General features: G+C 64.9%; 13 protein-coding genes and 1 pseudogene. 9 read left to right on the top strand and 5 right to left on the bottom strand.

The window, feature by feature from the left end:
- The first annotated feature begins 33 nt into the window (after positions 1 to 33).
- Positions 34 to 1,881, top strand: coding sequence for an EAL domain-containing protein (locus AC6LJY_RS15640; RefSeq protein WP_255444458.1), 1,848 nt, complete (start codon positions 34 to 36; stop codon positions 1,879 to 1,881).
- A gap of 165 nt (positions 1,882 to 2,046) precedes the next feature.
- Here AC6LJY_RS15640 and AC6LJY_RS15635 read toward each other — a convergent pair.
- Positions 2,047 to 3,480 (bottom strand): annotated as a pseudogene (locus tag AC6LJY_RS15635) (methyl-accepting chemotaxis protein); the annotation flags it as partial.
- Between the two features lie 239 nt (positions 3,481 to 3,719).
- Between AC6LJY_RS15635 and AC6LJY_RS15630 the strand changes: the two are divergent.
- Together AC6LJY_RS15630 and AC6LJY_RS15625 are read left to right on the top strand one after the other, a co-directional pair.
- Positions 3,720 to 4,880 (top strand): acyl-CoA dehydrogenase family protein, encoded by a 1,161-nt coding sequence (locus AC6LJY_RS15630; RefSeq protein ID WP_104143913.1) that lies wholly within the window; start codon positions 3,720 to 3,722, stop codon positions 4,878 to 4,880.
- 29 nt (positions 4,881 to 4,909) lie between these two features.
- Positions 4,910 to 6,283 carry an MmgE/PrpD family protein gene (locus AC6LJY_RS15625; RefSeq protein ID WP_498136316.1) on the top strand — a complete coding sequence of 458 codons (1,374 nt, stop codon included), beginning with the start codon at positions 4,910 to 4,912 and terminating at the stop codon, positions 6,281 to 6,283.
- 84 nt (positions 6,284 to 6,367) lie between these two features.
- Here the strand turns inward: AC6LJY_RS15625 and rph are convergent, their stop codons facing one another.
- Positions 6,368 to 7,102 (bottom strand): ribonuclease PH, encoded by a 735-nt coding sequence (gene rph, locus AC6LJY_RS15620; protein ID WP_498136315.1) that lies wholly within the window; start codon positions 7,100 to 7,102, stop codon positions 6,368 to 6,370.
- A 181-nt stretch (positions 7,103 to 7,283) separates the two neighbouring features.
- On the opposite strand from rph, the gene AC6LJY_RS15615 reads away from it, so the two are divergent.
- The 3 genes from AC6LJY_RS15615 (at position 7,284) to AC6LJY_RS15605 (ending at position 10,549) form a co-directional block, all read left to right on the top strand.
- Entirely contained in the window at positions 7,284 to 8,216 is a 933-nt protein-coding gene (locus AC6LJY_RS15615; protein ID WP_046804943.1) for a YicC/YloC family endoribonuclease, read from the top strand.
- A gap of 148 nt (positions 8,217 to 8,364) precedes the next feature.
- Complete coding sequence (locus AC6LJY_RS15610; protein ID WP_046804944.1) at positions 8,365 to 9,261, top strand: LysR family transcriptional regulator; 897 nt, start codon at positions 8,365 to 8,367, stop codon at positions 9,259 to 9,261.
- Between the two features lie 121 nt (positions 9,262 to 9,382).
- The gene (locus AC6LJY_RS15605) at positions 9,383 to 10,549 is read left to right on the top strand and encodes an NAD(P)/FAD-dependent oxidoreductase (RefSeq protein ID WP_498136314.1); all 1,167 of its coding nucleotides are present in this window, start codon (positions 9,383 to 9,385) and stop codon (positions 10,547 to 10,549) included.
- Between the two features lie 27 nt (positions 10,550 to 10,576).
- Here the strand turns inward: AC6LJY_RS15605 and AC6LJY_RS15600 are convergent, their stop codons facing one another.
- Positions 10,577 to 12,136: an amino acid permease gene (locus tag AC6LJY_RS15600; protein ID WP_046804946.1), complete on the bottom strand. Its 1,560-nt coding sequence runs from the start codon at positions 12,134 to 12,136 to the stop codon at positions 10,577 to 10,579.
- Positions 12,137 to 12,268: 132 nt separating this feature from the next.
- The gene (locus AC6LJY_RS15595; protein WP_485798341.1) at positions 12,269 to 13,843 is read right to left on the bottom strand and encodes an AMP nucleosidase; all 1,575 of its coding nucleotides are present in this window, start codon (positions 13,841 to 13,843) and stop codon (positions 12,269 to 12,271) included.
- Between the two features lie 369 nt (positions 13,844 to 14,212).
- On the opposite strand from AC6LJY_RS15595, the gene AC6LJY_RS15590 reads away from it, so the two are divergent.
- The gene (locus tag AC6LJY_RS15590; RefSeq protein ID WP_046804947.1) at positions 14,213 to 14,809 is read left to right on the top strand and encodes a C40 family peptidase; all 597 of its coding nucleotides are present in this window, start codon (positions 14,213 to 14,215) and stop codon (positions 14,807 to 14,809) included.
- Between the two features lie 102 nt (positions 14,810 to 14,911).
- Here AC6LJY_RS15590 and AC6LJY_RS15585 read toward each other — a convergent pair whose 3' ends face one another.
- On the bottom strand, positions 14,912 to 15,682 hold the full coding sequence (locus AC6LJY_RS15585; protein WP_046804948.1) for an SDR family oxidoreductase: 771 nt from the start codon (positions 15,680 to 15,682) through the stop codon (positions 14,912 to 14,914).
- Between the two features lie 227 nt (positions 15,683 to 15,909).
- On the opposite strand from AC6LJY_RS15585, the gene AC6LJY_RS15580 reads away from it, so the two are divergent.
- Together AC6LJY_RS15580 and AC6LJY_RS15575 are read left to right on the top strand one after the other, a co-directional pair.
- Entirely contained in the window at positions 15,910 to 16,620 is a 711-nt protein-coding gene (locus AC6LJY_RS15580; RefSeq protein WP_314355638.1) for a c-type cytochrome, read from the top strand.
- Positions 16,617 to 17,636 (top strand): c-type cytochrome, encoded by a 1,020-nt coding sequence (locus AC6LJY_RS15575; protein WP_498136313.1) that lies wholly within the window; start codon positions 16,617 to 16,619, stop codon positions 17,634 to 17,636. Before AC6LJY_RS15580 ends, AC6LJY_RS15575 begins: the two co-directional genes overlap by 4 nt.
- Positions 17,637 to 17,688 lie beyond the last annotated feature (52 nt).

Raw genomic sequence — 17,688 nt, 5'->3', positions numbered from 1 at the left:
TCTTGTCACTGAACGTATCTGACGCCCCCGGCGATGACTTCCCTACAAGCTATGCCACGGCAGGCCACGGCCCGCGCGCCCCACTCCATACCGGGCGATGCGCCCGCACCCGTCGGCCTGGCCGGCATCTTGCGTGACCGCCTGCTGCGGCCACGCTATCAACCGGTGGTGGATCTGTCCCACAGCCGCATCTATGGGCATGAAAGCCTGATCCGCGGCCCTGCCGACACCGCCCTGCACTTTCCCGATGCCTTGTTTGCCGAAGCCCGCCGACGCGGACTGCACCCGCAACTGGAACTGGCCAGTTTTCGGGCGGGCGCCCAGGGTTTTCAGGACGCCCCCGGCAAGCTGTTCCTGAACCTGTCGGGGTCGGCGCTGATTCACTTCTGGACGCTGTGGGGCGCCGACATGCCGGAGCGGCTGCTGAAAGATTGCGCCCTGCCCGCCTCCAGCATCATCGTCGAACTCACGGAACAGGACCCGCTGTCAGACCACATGAGCGAACTGGGCAGCGCGTTTGCCTGCCTGCGCGAACACGGCATGCGCATCGCGCTGGACGACTACGGCGTGGGCAATTCCAATTTGCAGCTGTGGTCGGAAATGCAGCCGGACCTGGTCAAGATCGACCGCTACTTCTTTGACGGCATCGGCCATGACGACCGCAAGCAAAGCATGGTGCGCGCCATTCTGAAAGTGGCGCAGCACCTGGGCACCGCGATCGTCGCCGAGGGCATCGAAACCGCCGAGGACCTGGCCATGGTGCGCGAGCTGGATATCCGCTATGCGCAGGGCTGGTTCCTGGGCCGCCCGGAAGAAACGTTGCTGACCGAACTGACGCCGCCGCTGCGCGACTCGTTGCGCGCGCGCAGCTCGGCGCCCCTGTCGCAGCGCGCAGCGGGCGGCACCGCGGCCAGCCTGCGCGTGGAAGCGCCGGCCGCGCTGCTGGACAAGCACACGAACGATGACGTGCACCGGCTGTTTATCGAACACAAGACCATGCATGCCGTGGCGGTGGTGGACGCCGAAAACCGGCCCGTCGGCATCATCAACCGCCGCGATTTTTCCGAACATTATGCGCAGCGCTACACGCGCGAACTGTTCGGCCGCGACCGTTGCTCCACCTTCATGAATGCCGAACCGGTACTGGTGGACCTGAACGTGTCCATCGACCAGCTCAGCCATGTGCTGATCTCGGAAGACCAGCGCTACCTGATGGACGGCCTGATCATTACGCGCGACGGCCGCTACGACGGCCTGGCTACCGGCGAGACCCTGGTGCGTTCGGTGACCGAAATGCGAATCGAGGCTGCGCGCTACGCCAACCCCTTGACCTCGCTGCCGGGCAACATCCCCATCAGCCGCCACATCGCCACGCTGCTGGAAGACGCCGCCGACTTCACCGTCTGCTATGGCGACCTGAACAACTTCAAGCCGTTCAACGACGTCTACGGCTACTGGCGCGGCGACGACATGATCATGCTGACCGCCGAAGTCATCAAGCAGCATTGCGACCCGCTGCGCGACTTTGTCGGACACGTGGGCGGCGACGATTTTGTGGTGCTGTTTCGCAGCGCCGATTGGGCTGAACGCGTCCAGCGCATCATCGCCGAATTCAACGAACAGGCCACGGCGCTGTACGACGACCAAGGCCGCCAGAACGGCGGCATCGAGGCCGAAGACCGCTACGGCGTGCCGCGCTTCTTCCCGTTCGTGACCTTGGGCGTGGGCGCATTGACCGTTACGCCATCGCTATGCGAGCGCATCCGCCCGGAAGACATCGCGTCGGCTGCCGCGCACGTCAAGCACAAGGTCAAGCATGGGAACCTGTCGCTGGTGATCGAGCGCTACAGCGGCGGCATCCTGTCCCAGCTGTCCGATTAATTCGCCCACGGACGCCTCGACGGCGGTGGCATTGCGCACCGCCTGTTCGATCTGGAACACGGCCACCGCGCGGCGCAGCCCTTGCGCCTGGCTTTCCAAGGCGGCTGCCGCAGCCGCCGTTTGCTCGACCATGGCGGCGTTTTCTTGCGTAGACCGTTCAATGTCCGCCACCGCGTCGTTCACTGAGGCGATCCCGGCGGCCTGCTCGGCCGTCGCGCTGGAAATCTCGGCGACGATCTGGGTCACGCGATCCACCGACACCACCATGTCGCGCATGGTGTCGCCCGCCAGATTCACCTGGCGCACGCCGGCCTGGACACGCAGGGCCGAGTCGTCGATCAAGCCCTTGATTTCCTTGGCGGCCTGCGCGCTGCGTTGCGCCAGTGAACGCACTTCGCCCGCGACCACAGCGAACCCCTTGCCCTGCTCGCCCGCGCGTGCCGCCTCAACCGCCGCGTTCAACGCCAGGATGTTGGTCTGAAAGGCAATGCTGTCGACCACGCCCACGATTTCGCCGATGCGGCGCGCGCTTTCGGCAATGCCTTGCATGCTTTGCACCACTTCATCCACCGCGCGGCCGCCCTGCTTGGCCAGCTGCGTGGCGCTTTGCGCTTGCCGGCTGGCCAGGTCGGCGTTGCCTGCCGTGACCTGCACGGTGTGCGCCAACTGCGTCATATTGGCGGCGGCCTCTTGCAACGAACCGGCCTGGCGCGCGGTGCGGTCCGACATATCGGCCCCACCCGCCGCGATCTCGCCCGAGCCGGTATGGATCTCTTCGACACCCCGGCGCACGGAGGCCACCGCCGCCGACAGCCCCGTTTGCATGCGGCGCATCGCCGAATACAGCACGCCGATCTCGTTGTCGCCGCGCATGGCAATGGCGCCCGTCAGATCGCCGTCGGCGATGCGGTCAAAATGCGCGCCGGCTTCGTTCAGCGGGCGCAGGATGCCGCGCCGAAACGCCAAGCGGATCAGCACGGCCAGCAGCAACACCACGGCCAATACGGCGGCGGCCACCGCGCTTACCCGCTCCAGCGTGCGGCTGGCATCGGCCACGGCGGCCTGGCCCTGCTCGCGCGCATAGCGCTGGTATCCGTCGGCCTGCTTCACGTAGGCCGCGCCGCTGGCGGGCAGCACCTTGTCCACCAACCGGTTGACCTCGATCCCGTTCCAGCCCTGGATGGCGCTGAGCATGGGCGCCAAGGTCTGGTCGGCGAACGCGGCGTGGGCGGCCAGCATCTGGTCGAACAGCGCACCGCCTGCCGCGCTGGTGTCCGGGTTGGCACGCAGGCGCGCCAGGCTGGCGCCGGCCTGCTTGAGCAGCGCGTCCGCCTGCGCCAGCGATGCGTTGCGCGCGTCTTCAAGCCCGCCTTCCATGCTGGTCTTGGCGTCGGTCAACGCCGCGCGTGCCTGGAACAGCCGGCTGGTCAGTTCGGCCAGGTCGCTGGCGCGTTCCACGCTGCCCCGGCCCAAGGCTTCGATATCCGCCCGGTTCTCGCGCAGGACGGCGATGCCGGCGCCGGCCGCTATGGCAAACAGCAGCACGAATAACGCCAGAATGGCCGATACCGCCGTGGTGACCCTGAGATTTTTACGCATATCCATCCATCTATAACCAGGCGCCCTGGGGCGCAGTGCCTCGGATTATGGACACGCAGTTTGGCAATTTCTTGACACAACTGCCGGCGCCGCCGCCCGATGGGCGAACGCACGCCCGTCATGAATGCGCTTTTGCGAACAGGAACCCCGTATTAAGCAATTGTGAATTGGCAGCACCGCGCCCATGCGGCACATTCGATGCTGAACCGAACCATCCCTTTGCCTATCACAGCAGCCCTATGCCCCACGCCTCACACGACTATCAGGACATCCGCGAAGCCGTGCGCGACCTTTGCGCGCAATTCCCGTCAGAGTATTTCCGCAAGATCGATGAAGAACGCGGCTACCCCGAAGACTTTGTCCGCGCACTGACCGAGGCCGGCTGGCTGGCCGCGCTGATCCCGCAGGAATACGGCGGTTCGGGCCTGGGGCTGACCGAAGCGTCGGTCATCATGGAAGAAATCAACCGCAGCGGCGGCAACTCCGGCGCCTGCCACGGCCAGATGTACAACATGGGTACCTTGCTGCGGCACGGGTCCGAAGCGCAAAAGCGCGAATACCTGCCGCGCATCGCAGCCGGCGAGCTGCGCCTGCAATCGATGGGCGTTACCGAACCCACCACCGGCACCGACACCACCAAGATCAAGACCACCGCCGTGCGCCGTGGCGACCGCTACGTCATCAACGGCCAGAAAGTCTGGATCTCGCGCGTGCAGCATTCCGACCTGATGATCCTGCTGGCGCGCACCACGCCGCTGGACCAGGTGACCCGAAAGTCCGAAGGCATGTCGATCTTTCTGGTGGACCTGCATCATGCCGTCAAGCATGGCATGACGATCCGGCCGATTCCGAACATGGTCAATCACGAAACCAATGAACTGTTTTTCGACAACCTGGAAATTCCCGTCGAAAACCTGATCGGCGAAGAAGGCAAAGGCTTCAAGTACATCCTGGACGGCCTGAACGCCGAACGCACGCTGATCGCCGCCGAGTGCATCGGCGACGGCTATTGGTTCGTGGACAAGGTCACCGCCTACGCCAAGGAACGCATGGTGTTCGGCCGCCCCATCGGGCAGAACCAGGGCGTGCAGTTTCCCATCGCGCGCGCCCACATCAACGTCGAAGCCGCCAGCCTGATGCGCTATGAAGCCTGCCGCCTGTTCGACGCGCACCAGCCTTGCGGCGCGCAGGCCAACATGGCCAAGCTGCTGGCCGCCGACGCATCGTGGGAAGCAGCCAACGCCTGCCTGCAATTTCACGGCGGTTTCGGCTTTGCCACCGAGTACGACGTGGAACGCAAATTCCGCGAGACGCGGCTGTATCAGGTGGCGCCCATTTCGACGAACCTGATCCTGTCCTACGTCGCCGAACACATCCTGGGTCTGCCCCGCTCGTTCTGACCCGACGCCACCACCAACTGCCCCGGACCATGACCGCTGCCAACGACACGCCCCACCTTAGCGCCGAGCTTGCCGCCTTTGCGGCCAACCTGCGCTACGAAGACATCCCCGCGCCCGTATTGCGCCGCGCCGAAGACCTGCTGCTGGATTGCCTGGCGTCGATACTTGCCGGCGCCTCCGCGCGCGCGGTGCAAGCCATCGACCGCTACGCCGGCGCCATGGGCCCGGCCGACGGCCCCAGCGAAGTGCTGATCACGCGGCGCCGCACCACGCCCTTGTTCGCCGCCATGGTGAACGCGGCCGCCGCCCACGTGGTGGAGCAGGACGACGTGCACAATGGCTCGGTGTTCCACCCTGCCGCCGTGGTGTTTCCGCCGGCGTTGGCCGTGGCCCAGGCCCTGGGTAGTTCGGGGCGCGACGTGCTGGTGGCCGCCGTGGCCGGCTACGAAGTCGGCATTCGCGTGGGGGAATTTTTAGGACGTTCGCACTACAAGATCTTCCACACGACGGGCACGGCCGGCACCCTGGCCGCCGCCGTCACTACCGGCCGCTTGCTGAAGCTGACGCCTGAACAGATGCTGCATGCGTTGGGTTCGGCGGGCACGCAGGCCGCCGGGCTGTGGGAATTTTTGCGCGATGCCGCCGACTCCAAGCAACTGCACACCGCCAAGGCGGCGGCGGACGGCATCACCGCCGCCTATCTGGCGCGCGAGGGCTTCACGGGCGCGCGCCACATCCTGGAAGGTCCGCAGGGGATGGCGGCGGGCATGTCATCCGACGCGGACCCGTCCAAGCTGTGCGACCGCCTGGGCGAACGCTGGGCGCTGGCCGAAACCTCATTCAAGTTCCATGCGTCGTGCCGCCATACGCACCCGGCAGCGGATGCGCTGCAACAGGTGCTGCGCGAACACAAGCTGGCTGAGTCCGACGTGGCGCGCGTGGTGGCGCATGTGCATCAAGGCGCCATCGACGTGCTGGGGCCCGTCGTCAACCCGCAGACGGTGCATCAGTCCAAGTTTTCGATGGGAACGGTGCTGGGCCTGATCGCTCGCCAGGGGCGCGCCGGGCTGGCTGAATTTGATGCCGGCCTGGACGACCCGGCCGTGGCGGCGTTCCGGGGCAAGGTCGAGATGGTGCTGGACGAGGAAGTGGACAACGCTTATCCGCAACGCTGGATCGGCAAGGTCACCGTCACCACGCAAGATGGCCGCACGCTGCAAGGCCGCGTCGACGAGCCGAAGGGCGACCCGGGCAATACCTTGAGCCGCGCGGAAATCGAGGACAAGACGCTAAGCCTGGGCCGCTACGCCGACGCCGCAACGGAAGCGGAACTGCGCACGTTGATCGCGTCGATCTGGGGCTTGGAGAAAATTGACAAGCTTGGCGCGTTGCTGCCCGGCTGAGACGGGCGGGAACCGGTACCGGTATGCCCGCCTACTTATGGGATCCGCGCAGGCTTTGCCCGGATCCCTTTTCACGACTGCTGCTTACACCAACGCCGCGCGCTGGGCACGGACCAGGCTGGCGATGCCGTTTTCGGCCAGCACCAGCATGGTGTCCAATTCCGCGCGGGTGAACGTGGCGCCTTCGCCGGTGCCCTGCACTTCAACAAAGGCCCCGCTGCCCGTCATGATGACGTTGACGTCGGCATCGCACGCGGAATCTTCCTGGTAGTCCAGGTCCAGCACTGAACGCCCTTGCACCAAGCCCACCGACACGGCGGCAACCGCATCGCGGATCGGGTTGACGGCCAGGTCGCCACGCTTCATCAGCAAGGCGACGGCATCGGCCGCCGCCACCCACGCGCCGGTAATGCTGGCGCAGCGCGTGCCGCCGTCGGCTTGCAACACGTCGCAGTCCAAATGCAGCGTGCGTTCGCCCAGTGCGCGCATGTCGAAGACGGCGCGCAGGCTGCGGCCGATCAGGCGTTGGATTTCCAGTGTGCGGCCACTTTGCTTGCCACGGGCCGCCTCGCGGTCGCCACGCGTATGGGTGGCGCGCGGCAGCATGCCGTATTCCGCCGTGACCCAGCCTTCGCCCTTGCCCTTCAGGAACGGCGGTACTTTTTCCAGCACGCTGGCGGTGCACAGCACGTGGGTGTCGCCGGCCTTGACCAGCACCGAGCCTTCGGCATAGCGCGTAAAGCCGCGTTCCAGGCTGAACGGCCGCAGTTCGTCTACAGCGCGGCCGGACGGACGGGCGATGGTGGGCGTAGTGGTCACAGGCAAACTCCAGTCTAGATATTGGTTCGCGGCATTGTACGGGCAGGCGCCGCAGGAAATTGCCGCTTGGAGTATCCTGCCGCGATATATCCGGTTGAAAACACAGACCCGCCCCCTTTTACCGGGGCGCTGCGGGCCCCGGCGCAACCGGCTCTTACCCAAGCTTTACCAGGACACGACCATGATTCGCAGCATGACCGCATTCGGCAACGCCCGAGCAGACCTAGAACAAGGCACGCTTGCCATTGAACTGCGCAGCGTCAACAGCCGCTTCCTTGATTTGTATTTCCGCTTGCCCGACGAGTTGCGGCACGTTGAAACGCCGCTGCGCGAACTGCTGACCGCCAACCTGGCGCGCGGTAAGGTCGAGATCCGGGTGTCATTCACGCGCAACGCCAGCACCGACCTGTCCAAGCTGGACCCGACGTGGCTGGAAAGCCTGGCCGAGCAGTTGCAGGCCGCCCGCCGCATTGTTCCCGACATCGCGCCCCCCCGGCTGGTGGAATTGTTCAACTGGCCCGGCCAACGCGGCAACGACGCGCTGGACCCGCAGGTGTGGGGCGCGGCGTGCCTGCAAGCGGCGCAGCAAGCGCTGACCCAATTGCAGGAGGGCCGCGCGCGCGAAGGCGAACGCCTGGCAGGCATGATGCGCGAATGCGCCGACGGCGTCGCCCGCGTGGTCGACATCGTCCAGGCGCATCTGCCGCAACTGCTGTCGGACCACCGCGACAAGCTGGCCGCCAAGCTTCGCGAAAGCGTGGAATCGGCCTTCCCTGGCGGCTTCACGCACATCTCGGGTACCGAGCTGTCCGAACGCCTGTCGCAAGAAGCCAACCTGTTTGCGCTGCGTATCGACGTTGCGGAAGAACTGTCGCGGCTGCGTTCCCACTTGGAAGAATTGCGTCACCTGCTGACCGACGGCGGCGGCAAGTCCGCATCGGGTAAGAAAAACGCCGGCAGCGCGGGCAAGCGCCTGGATTTTCTGTTCCAGGAAATGAACCGCGAAGCCAATACGCTGGGTTCCAAGGCAGGCAGCATGGAGGTCACCCGCGCCGCCATGGACCTGAAACTGCTGATCGAGCAGATGCGCGAACAGGCGCAGAACATCGAATAAGCCATGGCGGTTTGATGCGATTCGAGGGGCCGCGCAAGCGGCCTCTTTGCATTCCAGACTTTTCCTATAGGGTCGGCCGCAAGGGCGTGTTGTCATGGGGGGTTTACGTCAAGGCTGTATTCCAAGGCTGTATCCATTAGGAAGCCCCATGTTCCGCAAGACCTTTCTGCCGCCCGTCGCCAACCTGCTGGCCTTCGAAGCAGTCGCCCGGCGCAACAGCGTGTCGCGCGCGGCGGACGAACTTCACCTGACCCAAAGCGCCGTATCGCGCCAGATCCACCAGCTTGAAACCCAGCTGGGCGTGACGATGTTCCACCGCGTGCGCCAGCGCGTGGTCCTAAGCGATGCCGGCCGCGCCTACGCGTCCGAGGTGCGCATCCTGCTGCACCAGCTTTCCGAAGCCACCCGCCGCACCATGGCCTGCACGCGCCGCGACCAGCTCAATCTGGCGGTGCTGCCCACGCTGGGCACCCGCTGGCTGATTCCGCGCCTGGGGGATTTCATGGCCCGCAAGCCCGAAGTCACCATCAACTTCACGTCGCGCACCCTGCCCTTTGAGTTCTCGCAAGAGCCGTTTGACGCGGCGATCCATTTCGGCGCCCCTTACTGGGCTGGCGCCGTGTGCGAGTACCTGATGCACGAAGAGGTCATCGCCGTCAGCAGCCCGCGCTATCAACGCTTGCACGGTATCCGGCACATCGCGGACCTGTCCAACGTCGTGCTGCTGCACCAGACGTCCCGCCCCGCGCAATGGGCCTCGTGGTTTGACCAACACGGCGCCAGCGCGGCGCGCGCCATGCAGGGCCCTCAGTTCGAGCAGGCGTCCATGCTGGCGCAAGCGGCCGCCTCCAGCCTGGGCGCGGCCTTGTTGCCGCGCTTCCTGGTGGAACGCGAACTGGACACCGGCGAACTCATCCAGCTGTTTCCCCAAGCGCTCAGCAGCGCCGACGCCTACTACTTCGTCTATCCCCATACCCAGGCCGAATCGCCGCTGGTGCGCGAATTTGGCGCCTGGATGCTGGAGCAATGCCGCGTGGCGCCGTAAGCGCCGCCCCACCCGGTGGGCAGCTTGGCGCCACACGCGCAGGGGCTTGCGCCGCTGCACAGAAGCCGTCAAGCTGCCGCTAAGCCGAACTGGCCCTGGATACAAAACGGGACTACAAGCCTTGCAACGCGTCGTCATCATTGGCGGAGGTGCCGTTGGCAGCTCTATCGCCTACTTTCTAAGCCAAAGTCCGGACGCTTTTGACGTCACGGTGCTGGAACGTGACCCGACGTATGCCCAGGCTTCGTCCGCGCTATCGGCCAGTTCCATTCGTCAGCAGTTCTCGACGCCCGTCAATATCGGCATGTCGCAAATGGGCATTGCGTTCCTGCGCGACTTGGCTGCTACCTTGTATGTGGACGATCCGGCGCCCGATATCGGCTTGACCGAGCCCGGCTATCTGTACCTGGCCAGCGCCGCCGGCTGCGCCACGCTGCGTAGCAACTACGACACGCAGCGCTCGCAAGGCGTCGACGTCGCCTTGCTTGAGCCGATTCAATTGCAAGCGCGATTCCCGTGGCTGAATACTGCCGACTTGGCGCTGGGCGCGCTGGGCTTGTCCGGCGAAGGCTGGTTCGATGGCTACGGGTTGATGCAGGCGCTACGCAAGAAGGCGATATCGCAAGGCGTAACGTACCGGCGCGCGCAAGCGGTGGGCTTGCTGCGCGACGGCGCACGCGTGAACGGGGTTTGGACAAGCGACGGCGCCGCCCTGCCCTGCGATGTGGCCGTCAACGCGGCAGGCCCGTGGGCGGCACGCGTGGCCCAATGGGCTGGCATCGCGTTGCCCGTGCGCGCCCGCCGCCGTACCGTGTTCAGCTTCAGCTGCCCGCAGGCGCTGCCGCACTGCCCCTTGCTGATCGACCCGTCGGGCATCTGGTTTCGTCCGGACGGCGACAAATTTCTGTGCGGTTATTCGCCTGACGCGGCGGACGACGCCGACGACTTGCCGCTTGACGCCCAGCTCGATGCGTTCGACAACCGCGTCTGGCCGGCGCTTGCGGCCCGGGTGCCCGCGTTCGAGGCCGTGCGCGTGCGCAGCGCCTGGGCCGGTTATTACGAAATGAACGTGTTCGACCACAACGCAATCATCGGCGCCCATCCCGATTGCCCCAACCTGTATTTCGCCAACGGCTTTTCGGGCCATGGGCTTCAGCAGGCGCCCGCTACCGGACGAGGCATCGCAGAGCTGCTACGGTACGGCGCCTACCGCAGCCTGGACTTGTCTGCCCTGTCGTTCCAGCGCGTTCTGGACAACCGCCCCCTGCTTGAAAAGAACATCATCTAAGGGCGGTTGTCCTGGGGCAAGGAGCGACTAGCGCGCCTCGCCTGCCGCTGGTTCGCCTCGCAAGGCGGAATCCAGATATTCGCTGCGAGCCCGCGCATCCGGGAAACGCATGTCGCGGTAGCTGATGAAACGCGAGCCGCGCGTGACCCGATACCCCAGCCAGATCAACAGGAACAGCGGGATGCCGATATACGTGGCCACCACGCCGCCCCAGTCAATACGGTCCTGCAGGAACGCCTGGTAGTTCTGGCCCAGCGTGATGATCAGGCACAGTACAAAGGCAAAAATCGGACCGAAGGGAAAGAACGGCGACACGTACGGCAGGTCAGCCAGGCTGTGACCCTGTTTGACGTAGCCGCGCCGGAATCGGTAATGGCTGATGGCGATGCCCAGCCACGCGATGAAACCCGTCATGCCCGAGGTGTTCAGCAGCCAGATGTAGACCGCGTTCGGGCTGAAGATAAACGTGAAGAAGCACAAGGCGGCCACGACGGTGGTCGCCAGCAGAGCCCACAGCGGGACGCCGTTACGCGAAATGCGACCGAAAATGCGCGGTGCCTTGCCCTCGCGGGCCAAGCTGTACAGCATGCGCGTGGCGGCGTACATGCCCGAATTGCCCGCGGACAGCACCGAAGTGAGCACCACGGCGTTCATGACGGAGGCCGCGCCCAGCAAGCCGGCGCGTTCGAAGATCAGCGCGAACGGACTGACGCTGATGTCTTCGACATCGTTACGCAGCAGGTGCGGGTCGGTGTACGGGATCAGCAGGCCGATCACCAGGATGGCCATGACGTAGAACAGCAGGATGCGCCAGAAAACCTGGCGCACGGCGCGCGGCAGGTTGCGCGCGGGGTCCTTGGATTCGCCCGCGGCAATGCCGATCAATTCGGTGCCCTGGAACGAAAAGCCCACCACCATCGCCACGCCGATCAGTGCGGCAAAGCCGCCCGCGAAGGGCGCGTCGCCCACCGTCCAATTCGCCAACCCTCCCGTTTCGCCGCCACGGATGATGCCAAGCAGCATCATCACGCCCATCGCGACAAAACCCAGCACCGCCACGACCTTGATTAGCGCGAACCAGAATTCCGCTTCGCCGAAACCGCGCGCCGACATGGCGTTCAAGCCGAAGGTGATGGCCAGGAACAAGGCGCTCCAGTAGAAGCCGGGCACGTCGGGAAACCAATAGGCCATGACCAGCTGCGCCGCCACCAGATCCACGGCCACCGTCACTGCCCAGTTGTACCAATAGTTCCAGCCCAGCGCGAAGCCGAAACCGTCTTCGACGTAGCGCGCGCCATAGGTGGAAAACGAGCCCGACACGGGCATGGCGGCGGCCAGTTCGCCCAGGCTGGTCATCAGAAAATAGACCATGACGCCGATCAGCACATAGCCCAGCAGCGCACCGCCGGGGCCGGCGCGAGCAATGGTGGCGCCGGACGCCACGAACAGGCCGGTGCCGATGGACCCGCCCACCGCGATCATTGTCAGATGGCGCGCGGACAAGGTGCGCCGCAGTTCCGAAGGCGGATTCGCCTTCGCTGCGCGCGTGCCGCCAGAGCGGCGATCATCGTGTTCCGATGGAGCCAAAATGCATTCCTTCACGTCTTGAAGGCGTCCGCGCGGACATCTCGCGAAAGCCTGGGATTACCGAGCAACGCGCGAGAATAGCGCAAACGGGCTCGCCTCGAAAAATGGCGGCCGTTTGGGGACGGATCGCGCCTACTGGAAGGCCGTTTCCATGAAGGTGCGCAGCTTGCGGGAATGCAGGCGTTCCGGCGGCATGTCCCGCAGGCGCTCCAGGGCACGGATGCCAATTTCAAGATGCTGGTTGACCTGCCGGCGATAGAACACGCTGGCCATTCCGGGCAGTTTCAGTTCGCCATGCAGGGGCTTGTCTGACACGCACAGTAACGTGCCATACGGCACCCGGAAGCGGAAACCGTTGGCGGCAATGGTGGCCGATTCCATGTCCAGTGCAATCGCGCGCGACTGCGCAAAACGTTCCACCAGTTCAACGTGGTCGCGCAGTTCCCAGTTGCGATTGTCGATGGTGGCCACGGTGCCAGTACGCATGATGCGCTTCAAGTCCCAGCCCGACAGCCCCGCCACTTCCTGCACCGCCTGTTCCAGCGCCACCTGCACTTCGGCCAGCGCGGGCACCGGCACCCAGGTGGGCAGATCGGCATCCAGCACATGGTCTTCGCGGACATAGCCGTGCGCCAGCACGTAGTCGCCCAAACGCTGGGAATCCCGCAAGCCGGCGCAATGGCCCAGCATCAGCCAGGCGTGCGGACGCAGCACGGCAATGTGGTCGGTGATGGTCTTGGCGTTGGACGGGCCCACGCCGATATTGACCAGCGTGATGCCGGAATGGTCGCCGCGCACCAGGTGATAGGCGGGCATTTGCGGCAGGCGCACGCCCTGGCCTTCGTCGCCCGGGCCGTTTTCGCCGCGCCGGGTAATACGGTTGCCGGGCTCTACCAGCATCTCGTAGTCTTCGTTGCCGCTGGCCATCAGCGCACGGGCGCGCGCGCAGAATTCGTCGACGTAGAACTGGTAATTGGTGAACAGCACAAAGTTCTGAAAATGCGCCGGCGCGGTTGACGTGTAGTGCTGCAAACGGTGCAAAGAGTAGTCAACGCGCTGGGCGGTGAACGGAGCAAGCGGCTTGGGCTCGCCGTCCTTGCCGCGCCAGGAACCGTTGACGATGGCGTCGTCGGTAACGGCCAGGTCGGGCACATCGAACAGGTCGCGTAGCGGGCGCTTTAAGGCTTCAAGGTGCTCGCCCTCGACATACGCGCCTTCCGGGAAGGCGAAATGCAGCGGGATAGGCGAATCGGACTCGCCCACTTCGACTGCCACGCGATGGTTTTGCAGCAGCTGGCCGACCTGCTCGATCAGGTAGTCGCGAAACAGTTCGGGCTGGGTAATGGTGGTTTGGTAGATGCCGGGTTCGGCCACGTGGCCGTACGACAAGCGAGTATCGATGGGGTCGTAGGTTTCCACCACGATACGGATCGCCGGGTAGTAGGCCCGCGCACGCTCAGGCGCGGTGCCGCTGCCTTCCTTCGCGCCCTCGTTGGCGCCTTCCTTTGCGCCTTCCTTTGCGCCTTCCTTTGCGTGCTCTTTCGCCCCTTCCTTCAGCACCTCGCGGAATGCCGCCCGCAGGAATGCCGTGTTGCGCGCGTAGATCTCGGCCAGCCGGGCGACGGCGGCGCGGGCGTCCTGAAAGGGTTCAAAGGGCAAGGCATCGGGCCGGTTCATCGAAGACACGGGGTGTACTGCATTCATCATTGAGCTCTGCTCCGCTTCTTATCTGTCTTATCGGTTTGCTCGGCGCCCGGGGTCTGTCAGGCCCGCCAGCGCCGATGCGGTCGATTATGCCCGAGGCGTTCGCGCATGAAGCGTCATATTTGCCACTGCCCTGCTCGGGCGGGCCGGTCACCGCGTCCAGCCGAAATTGCTGCGCCCGTTACAACGTTTCCCGGCCGAAAGTAACGACGAGGCGGCGATAATGCTGCATTGCACTACAAATGTAATGAAACTTTATTCCATTATAATTCAACGGCTTCCGTGGCTTGCGTGGCCCGGGACGCCCCCTTTCCGCCGGCTTGCCCCCTTAGGCAAAGCCATGCCGCCTACTCCGATTTTTGAAGTGACGTAATGACTCCGCCCACGCGAAAAGTCCGATTTGCCAGTTTCCGCATTCCCGTTTTCCTGTCAGCCCCCCTCTTTGCACTGACCCTTTCGTGGCTGCCCAACGCCGCCCAGGCGTCACTGCCCACCGAACAAGCCCGCCCGACGCTTAGCGGCCTGCGCCTGGCGCAAGAGCCCACCGTTCCCACCCTGAGTGAACGCGTCGTGCAGGCCGGCCTGGACGCCATTGGCACCCCCTACAGCTGGGGTGGCGACGACGCCGAAGGTTTTGATTGCAGCGGCCTGGTGCTGTACGTATTCCGCGAAATCGCCGGTCTTGAACTGCCCCGCACGGCGCGTGCCCAGCGCAGCGAGGGCAAATCCGTGCCCAACAAAAAAGAACTGCGTCCTGGCGACCTGGTATTTTTTGCCACGCGCGGTCGCGGCGTCACCTCGCACGTCGGCATCTATATTGGCCAGAACAAATTCGTTCATGCTCCCCGCCGTGGCACGAAAGTGCGCGTTGACGAGATGAAGAACCCGTACTGGACCAAGCGCTACGTTGGCGCCCGCCGTTATCTGGACACCACGCAGGGCCAGATGCTGGCCCAGGCGTCGCGATAAATCTCGCCAAACCGCGGACGAAAAAAAGGCGCCTGCCGGGCGCCTGACGATCAGGGGTAAGCAAGCAGCCCGTCGGGAATTTCCCGACAGGCTGTTCCGCATTCAGCCCCGGCCCACGAAGGGCATGTTGGTGGCCATGATGGTCATGAACTGCACATTCGCGTCCAGCGGCAGGCGCGCCATGGCGGCAACGGCCTGCGCCACGTGCGCGACGTCCATGCGCGGTTCGACCTTGGTGCTGCCGTCGGCCTGCAAGATGCCGTTGGCCATGCGCTCGGTCATGTCGGTGGCCGCATTGCCGATGTCGATCTGCCCGCAGGCGATGCCATACGGCCGGCAATCCAGCGAAATCGATTTGGTCAGGCCGGTCACGGCGTGCTTGGTTGCCGTGTAGGCAATCGAGAACGGACGCGGCGCATGCGCCGAAATCGACCCGTTGTTAATAATGCGACCGCCCTGCGGCGTTTGCCCCTTCATCACGCGGATAGCCGCTTGCGCGCACAGGAACATGCCGGTCAGATTGGTGTCGACGACTTCGCGCCACACCGACACGGGCAGTTCTTCGATGGGCATGGCGGGCGCGCCGCGGCCGGCATTGTTAAACAGCACATCCAGCCGGCCATATTCACGCTGCGTCGTGTCGAAAAGATCACGCACCGCATGCTCGTCCGAGACGTCGGTCGGCACCACCAGCGCTCGCACGCCGTCTTCGCCCGCAGCCGTGCGGGTAGCTTCCAGCGGGTCGCGGCGGCGTCCCGCCAGCACGACGCGATAGCCCTGCGCCAGGAATTCCAGCGCCACGGCGCGGCCAATTCCCGTCCCTGCACCGGTTACCAGGGCCACGCGTGGTGGTTCGATCTCGTTTGCGTGCATCGGATTCTCCTTGTTATCAATCGGCGAGATGCTACCGCAATCATTAGCGCGATGCTGCAAGCAAAGTTTCCAAATCAGACACAGTTCTGGCTCGGTTCCTGCGAGAGGAAGCGAGCGGAACACGCGCGCGAAATCAGACAAATGCGCAGATCTGTCACAAGTCTTTATATAATCTGCGGCAATTAGCTTATTACCCATAGTCAATAACAATATCGGAGCAGGCAACCATGACCCCACGGTCTTTACCCGCCGCGTTGCTCTTGAGTCTGGCGGGCGTTGCTGCCGCACAGGCGCAGGGCGCGGCTGGTCCCGACGGCAAGCAGATCAGTATGCAAGGCGCGAATGGCGCGCCTGCCTGTGTGACCTGTCACGGCGCACGCGGTGAAGGCAACCCCGCTGCGGGGTTCCCGCAGTTGGCGGGCATCGGCGCCAAGTATCTGACCGAACAACTGCAAGCCATGGCTAACGGGTCGCGAGTAAGCCCGGTCATGGCGGCAACCGCCAAGGCGCTGAACGCCGAGCAGCAGGCGGCGGTGGCGCGCTATTACGCGTCATTGCCCTCGCCTTTGAACATCGACCGTTTGGCGGCCACGGCGATGAATCCCGTCACGCCGGCCGATACGGGAGCCTGGTTGGCGACGCGTGGGGCGTGGGACAAAAACGTCCCGGCCTGTAATCAGTGCCACGGCCCCGGCGGCATCGGCGTGGGCGAGAATTTCCCTGGTCTGGCCGGCCAGCCGGCCGCGTACATAGCGGGTCAACTGCGGGCCTGGCGCCAAGGGCAACGCCCGCCCGGACCGCTTGCGTTGATGCCGGCGGTGGCAACACGGCTGACCGATGCCGAAATCGATGCCGTTTCGGCCTACTACGCCGGCCTGCCCAAGGCCGCTGATTTACTGGCCGCGCAAGCACCGGCCGTGCCGGGAGCCCGCCCATGACGCTTGTATCCACCCGGACTGCCACGCCCGACAACGTGCGCGAAGCCGCCATCAAGGCCGAGTCGGCCATCACGTCCGGCGCCATCACGTCGGGCGCAATTCGCCGCGCCGTGCTTGCGGCCGCCGCCGCGCTGGGGCTGCTTGCCGCCGCGAATGCGCCGGCCGCCGAACCGCGCCCGGCCTTCACACCGCCCTCGGCATCGTCGCTGCCCGACACCGAATTCGGCAAGATCGTGCGCCAAGGCGAGCAGATTTTCCTGCACACCCCGCAAATGGCAGGCAAATTCGTGGGCAACGACCTGACCTGTGCCAGCTGCCATCTGGATGCCGGCCGCCGCCCGGACTCCGCGCCGATGTGGGCCGCGTACGTGCTGTATCCGGCCTATCGCGCCAAGAACGAACACGTCAACACGCTCGCGGAACGCCTGCAGGGCTGCTTTCGTTTCAGCATGAACGGCAAGGCCCCGGCGGCGGACGATTCCACGCTGGTCGCGTTGCAAAGCTATATGTTCTGGCTGGCCAGCAAAGCGCCCACGGGCGTCGTGCTGCAAGGCCAGGGATATCGCAAACTGCCCGCGCCGGCGCAGAAGGCCGACTACGTGCGCGGCAGCGAGGTCTATGGGCAGTACTGTGCGGTTTGCCATGGCACGCAAGGCCAGGGCCAAAAGAACGGCCAGCACTGGGTCTTCCCGGCGTTGTGGGGCGCCGATTCGTTTAACTGGGGCGCGGGCATGCACCAGATCGGCAACGCGGCCGGCTTCATCAAGGCCAACATGCCGCTGGGTCAAGCCGGCATGCTGAGCGACCAGGAAGCCTGGGACGTGGCCTACTTCATGAATGCGCACGAACGGCCGCAAGACCCGCGTTACAAGGACTCGGTTGCGGCAACCCGGGCCAAATACCATGACTCCGACGACTCGCTTTACGGCATTGAAGTCAACGGGCACCTGTTGGGTAGCGATTCCCCGGCACCGGGCGGCAAGTTGATCCAAGCGGCGGCCAAACCGGCCGGCTAGCCTGGTCCAGGCGCTACCGCAACGGCGAACAGGCGGCGTGACAGCGGGTTTT

Source organism: Achromobacter sp. RT286_PF, from assembly GCF_059760425.1.
The sequence above is the reverse complement of the archived record's forward strand: the minus strand, read 5'-3'. Positions and strand labels throughout refer to the sequence as shown.

Excerpts from the sequence above, each read along its gene's own strand:
- AC6LJY_RS15640 (WP_255444458.1), top strand. The coding sequence starts at position 34 with ATGACTTCCCTACAAGCTATGCCACGGCAGGCCACGGCCCGCGCGCCC.
- AC6LJY_RS15630 (WP_104143913.1), top strand. The coding sequence starts at position 3,720 with ATGCCCCACGCCTCACACGACTATCAGGACATCCGCGAAGCCGTGCGC.
- AC6LJY_RS15625 (WP_498136316.1), top strand. The coding sequence starts at position 4,910 with ATGACCGCTGCCAACGACACGCCCCACCTTAGCGCCGAGCTTGCCGCC.
- AC6LJY_RS15615 (WP_046804943.1), top strand. The coding sequence starts at position 7,284 with ATGATTCGCAGCATGACCGCATTCGGCAACGCCCGAGCAGACCTAGAA.
- AC6LJY_RS15610 (WP_046804944.1), top strand. The coding sequence starts at position 8,365 with ATGTTCCGCAAGACCTTTCTGCCGCCCGTCGCCAACCTGCTGGCCTTC.
- AC6LJY_RS15595 (WP_485798341.1), bottom strand. The coding sequence starts at position 13,843 with ATGATGAATGCAGTACACCCCGTGTCTTCGATGAACCGGCCCGATGCC.
- AC6LJY_RS15590 (WP_046804947.1), top strand. The coding sequence starts at position 14,213 with ATGACTCCGCCCACGCGAAAAGTCCGATTTGCCAGTTTCCGCATTCCC.
- AC6LJY_RS15585 (WP_046804948.1), bottom strand. The coding sequence starts at position 15,682 with ATGCACGCAAACGAGATCGAACCACCACGCGTGGCCCTGGTAACCGGT.
- AC6LJY_RS15580 (WP_314355638.1), top strand. The coding sequence starts at position 15,910 with ATGACCCCACGGTCTTTACCCGCCGCGTTGCTCTTGAGTCTGGCGGGC.
- AC6LJY_RS15575 (WP_498136313.1), top strand. The coding sequence starts at position 16,617 with ATGACGCTTGTATCCACCCGGACTGCCACGCCCGACAACGTGCGCGAA.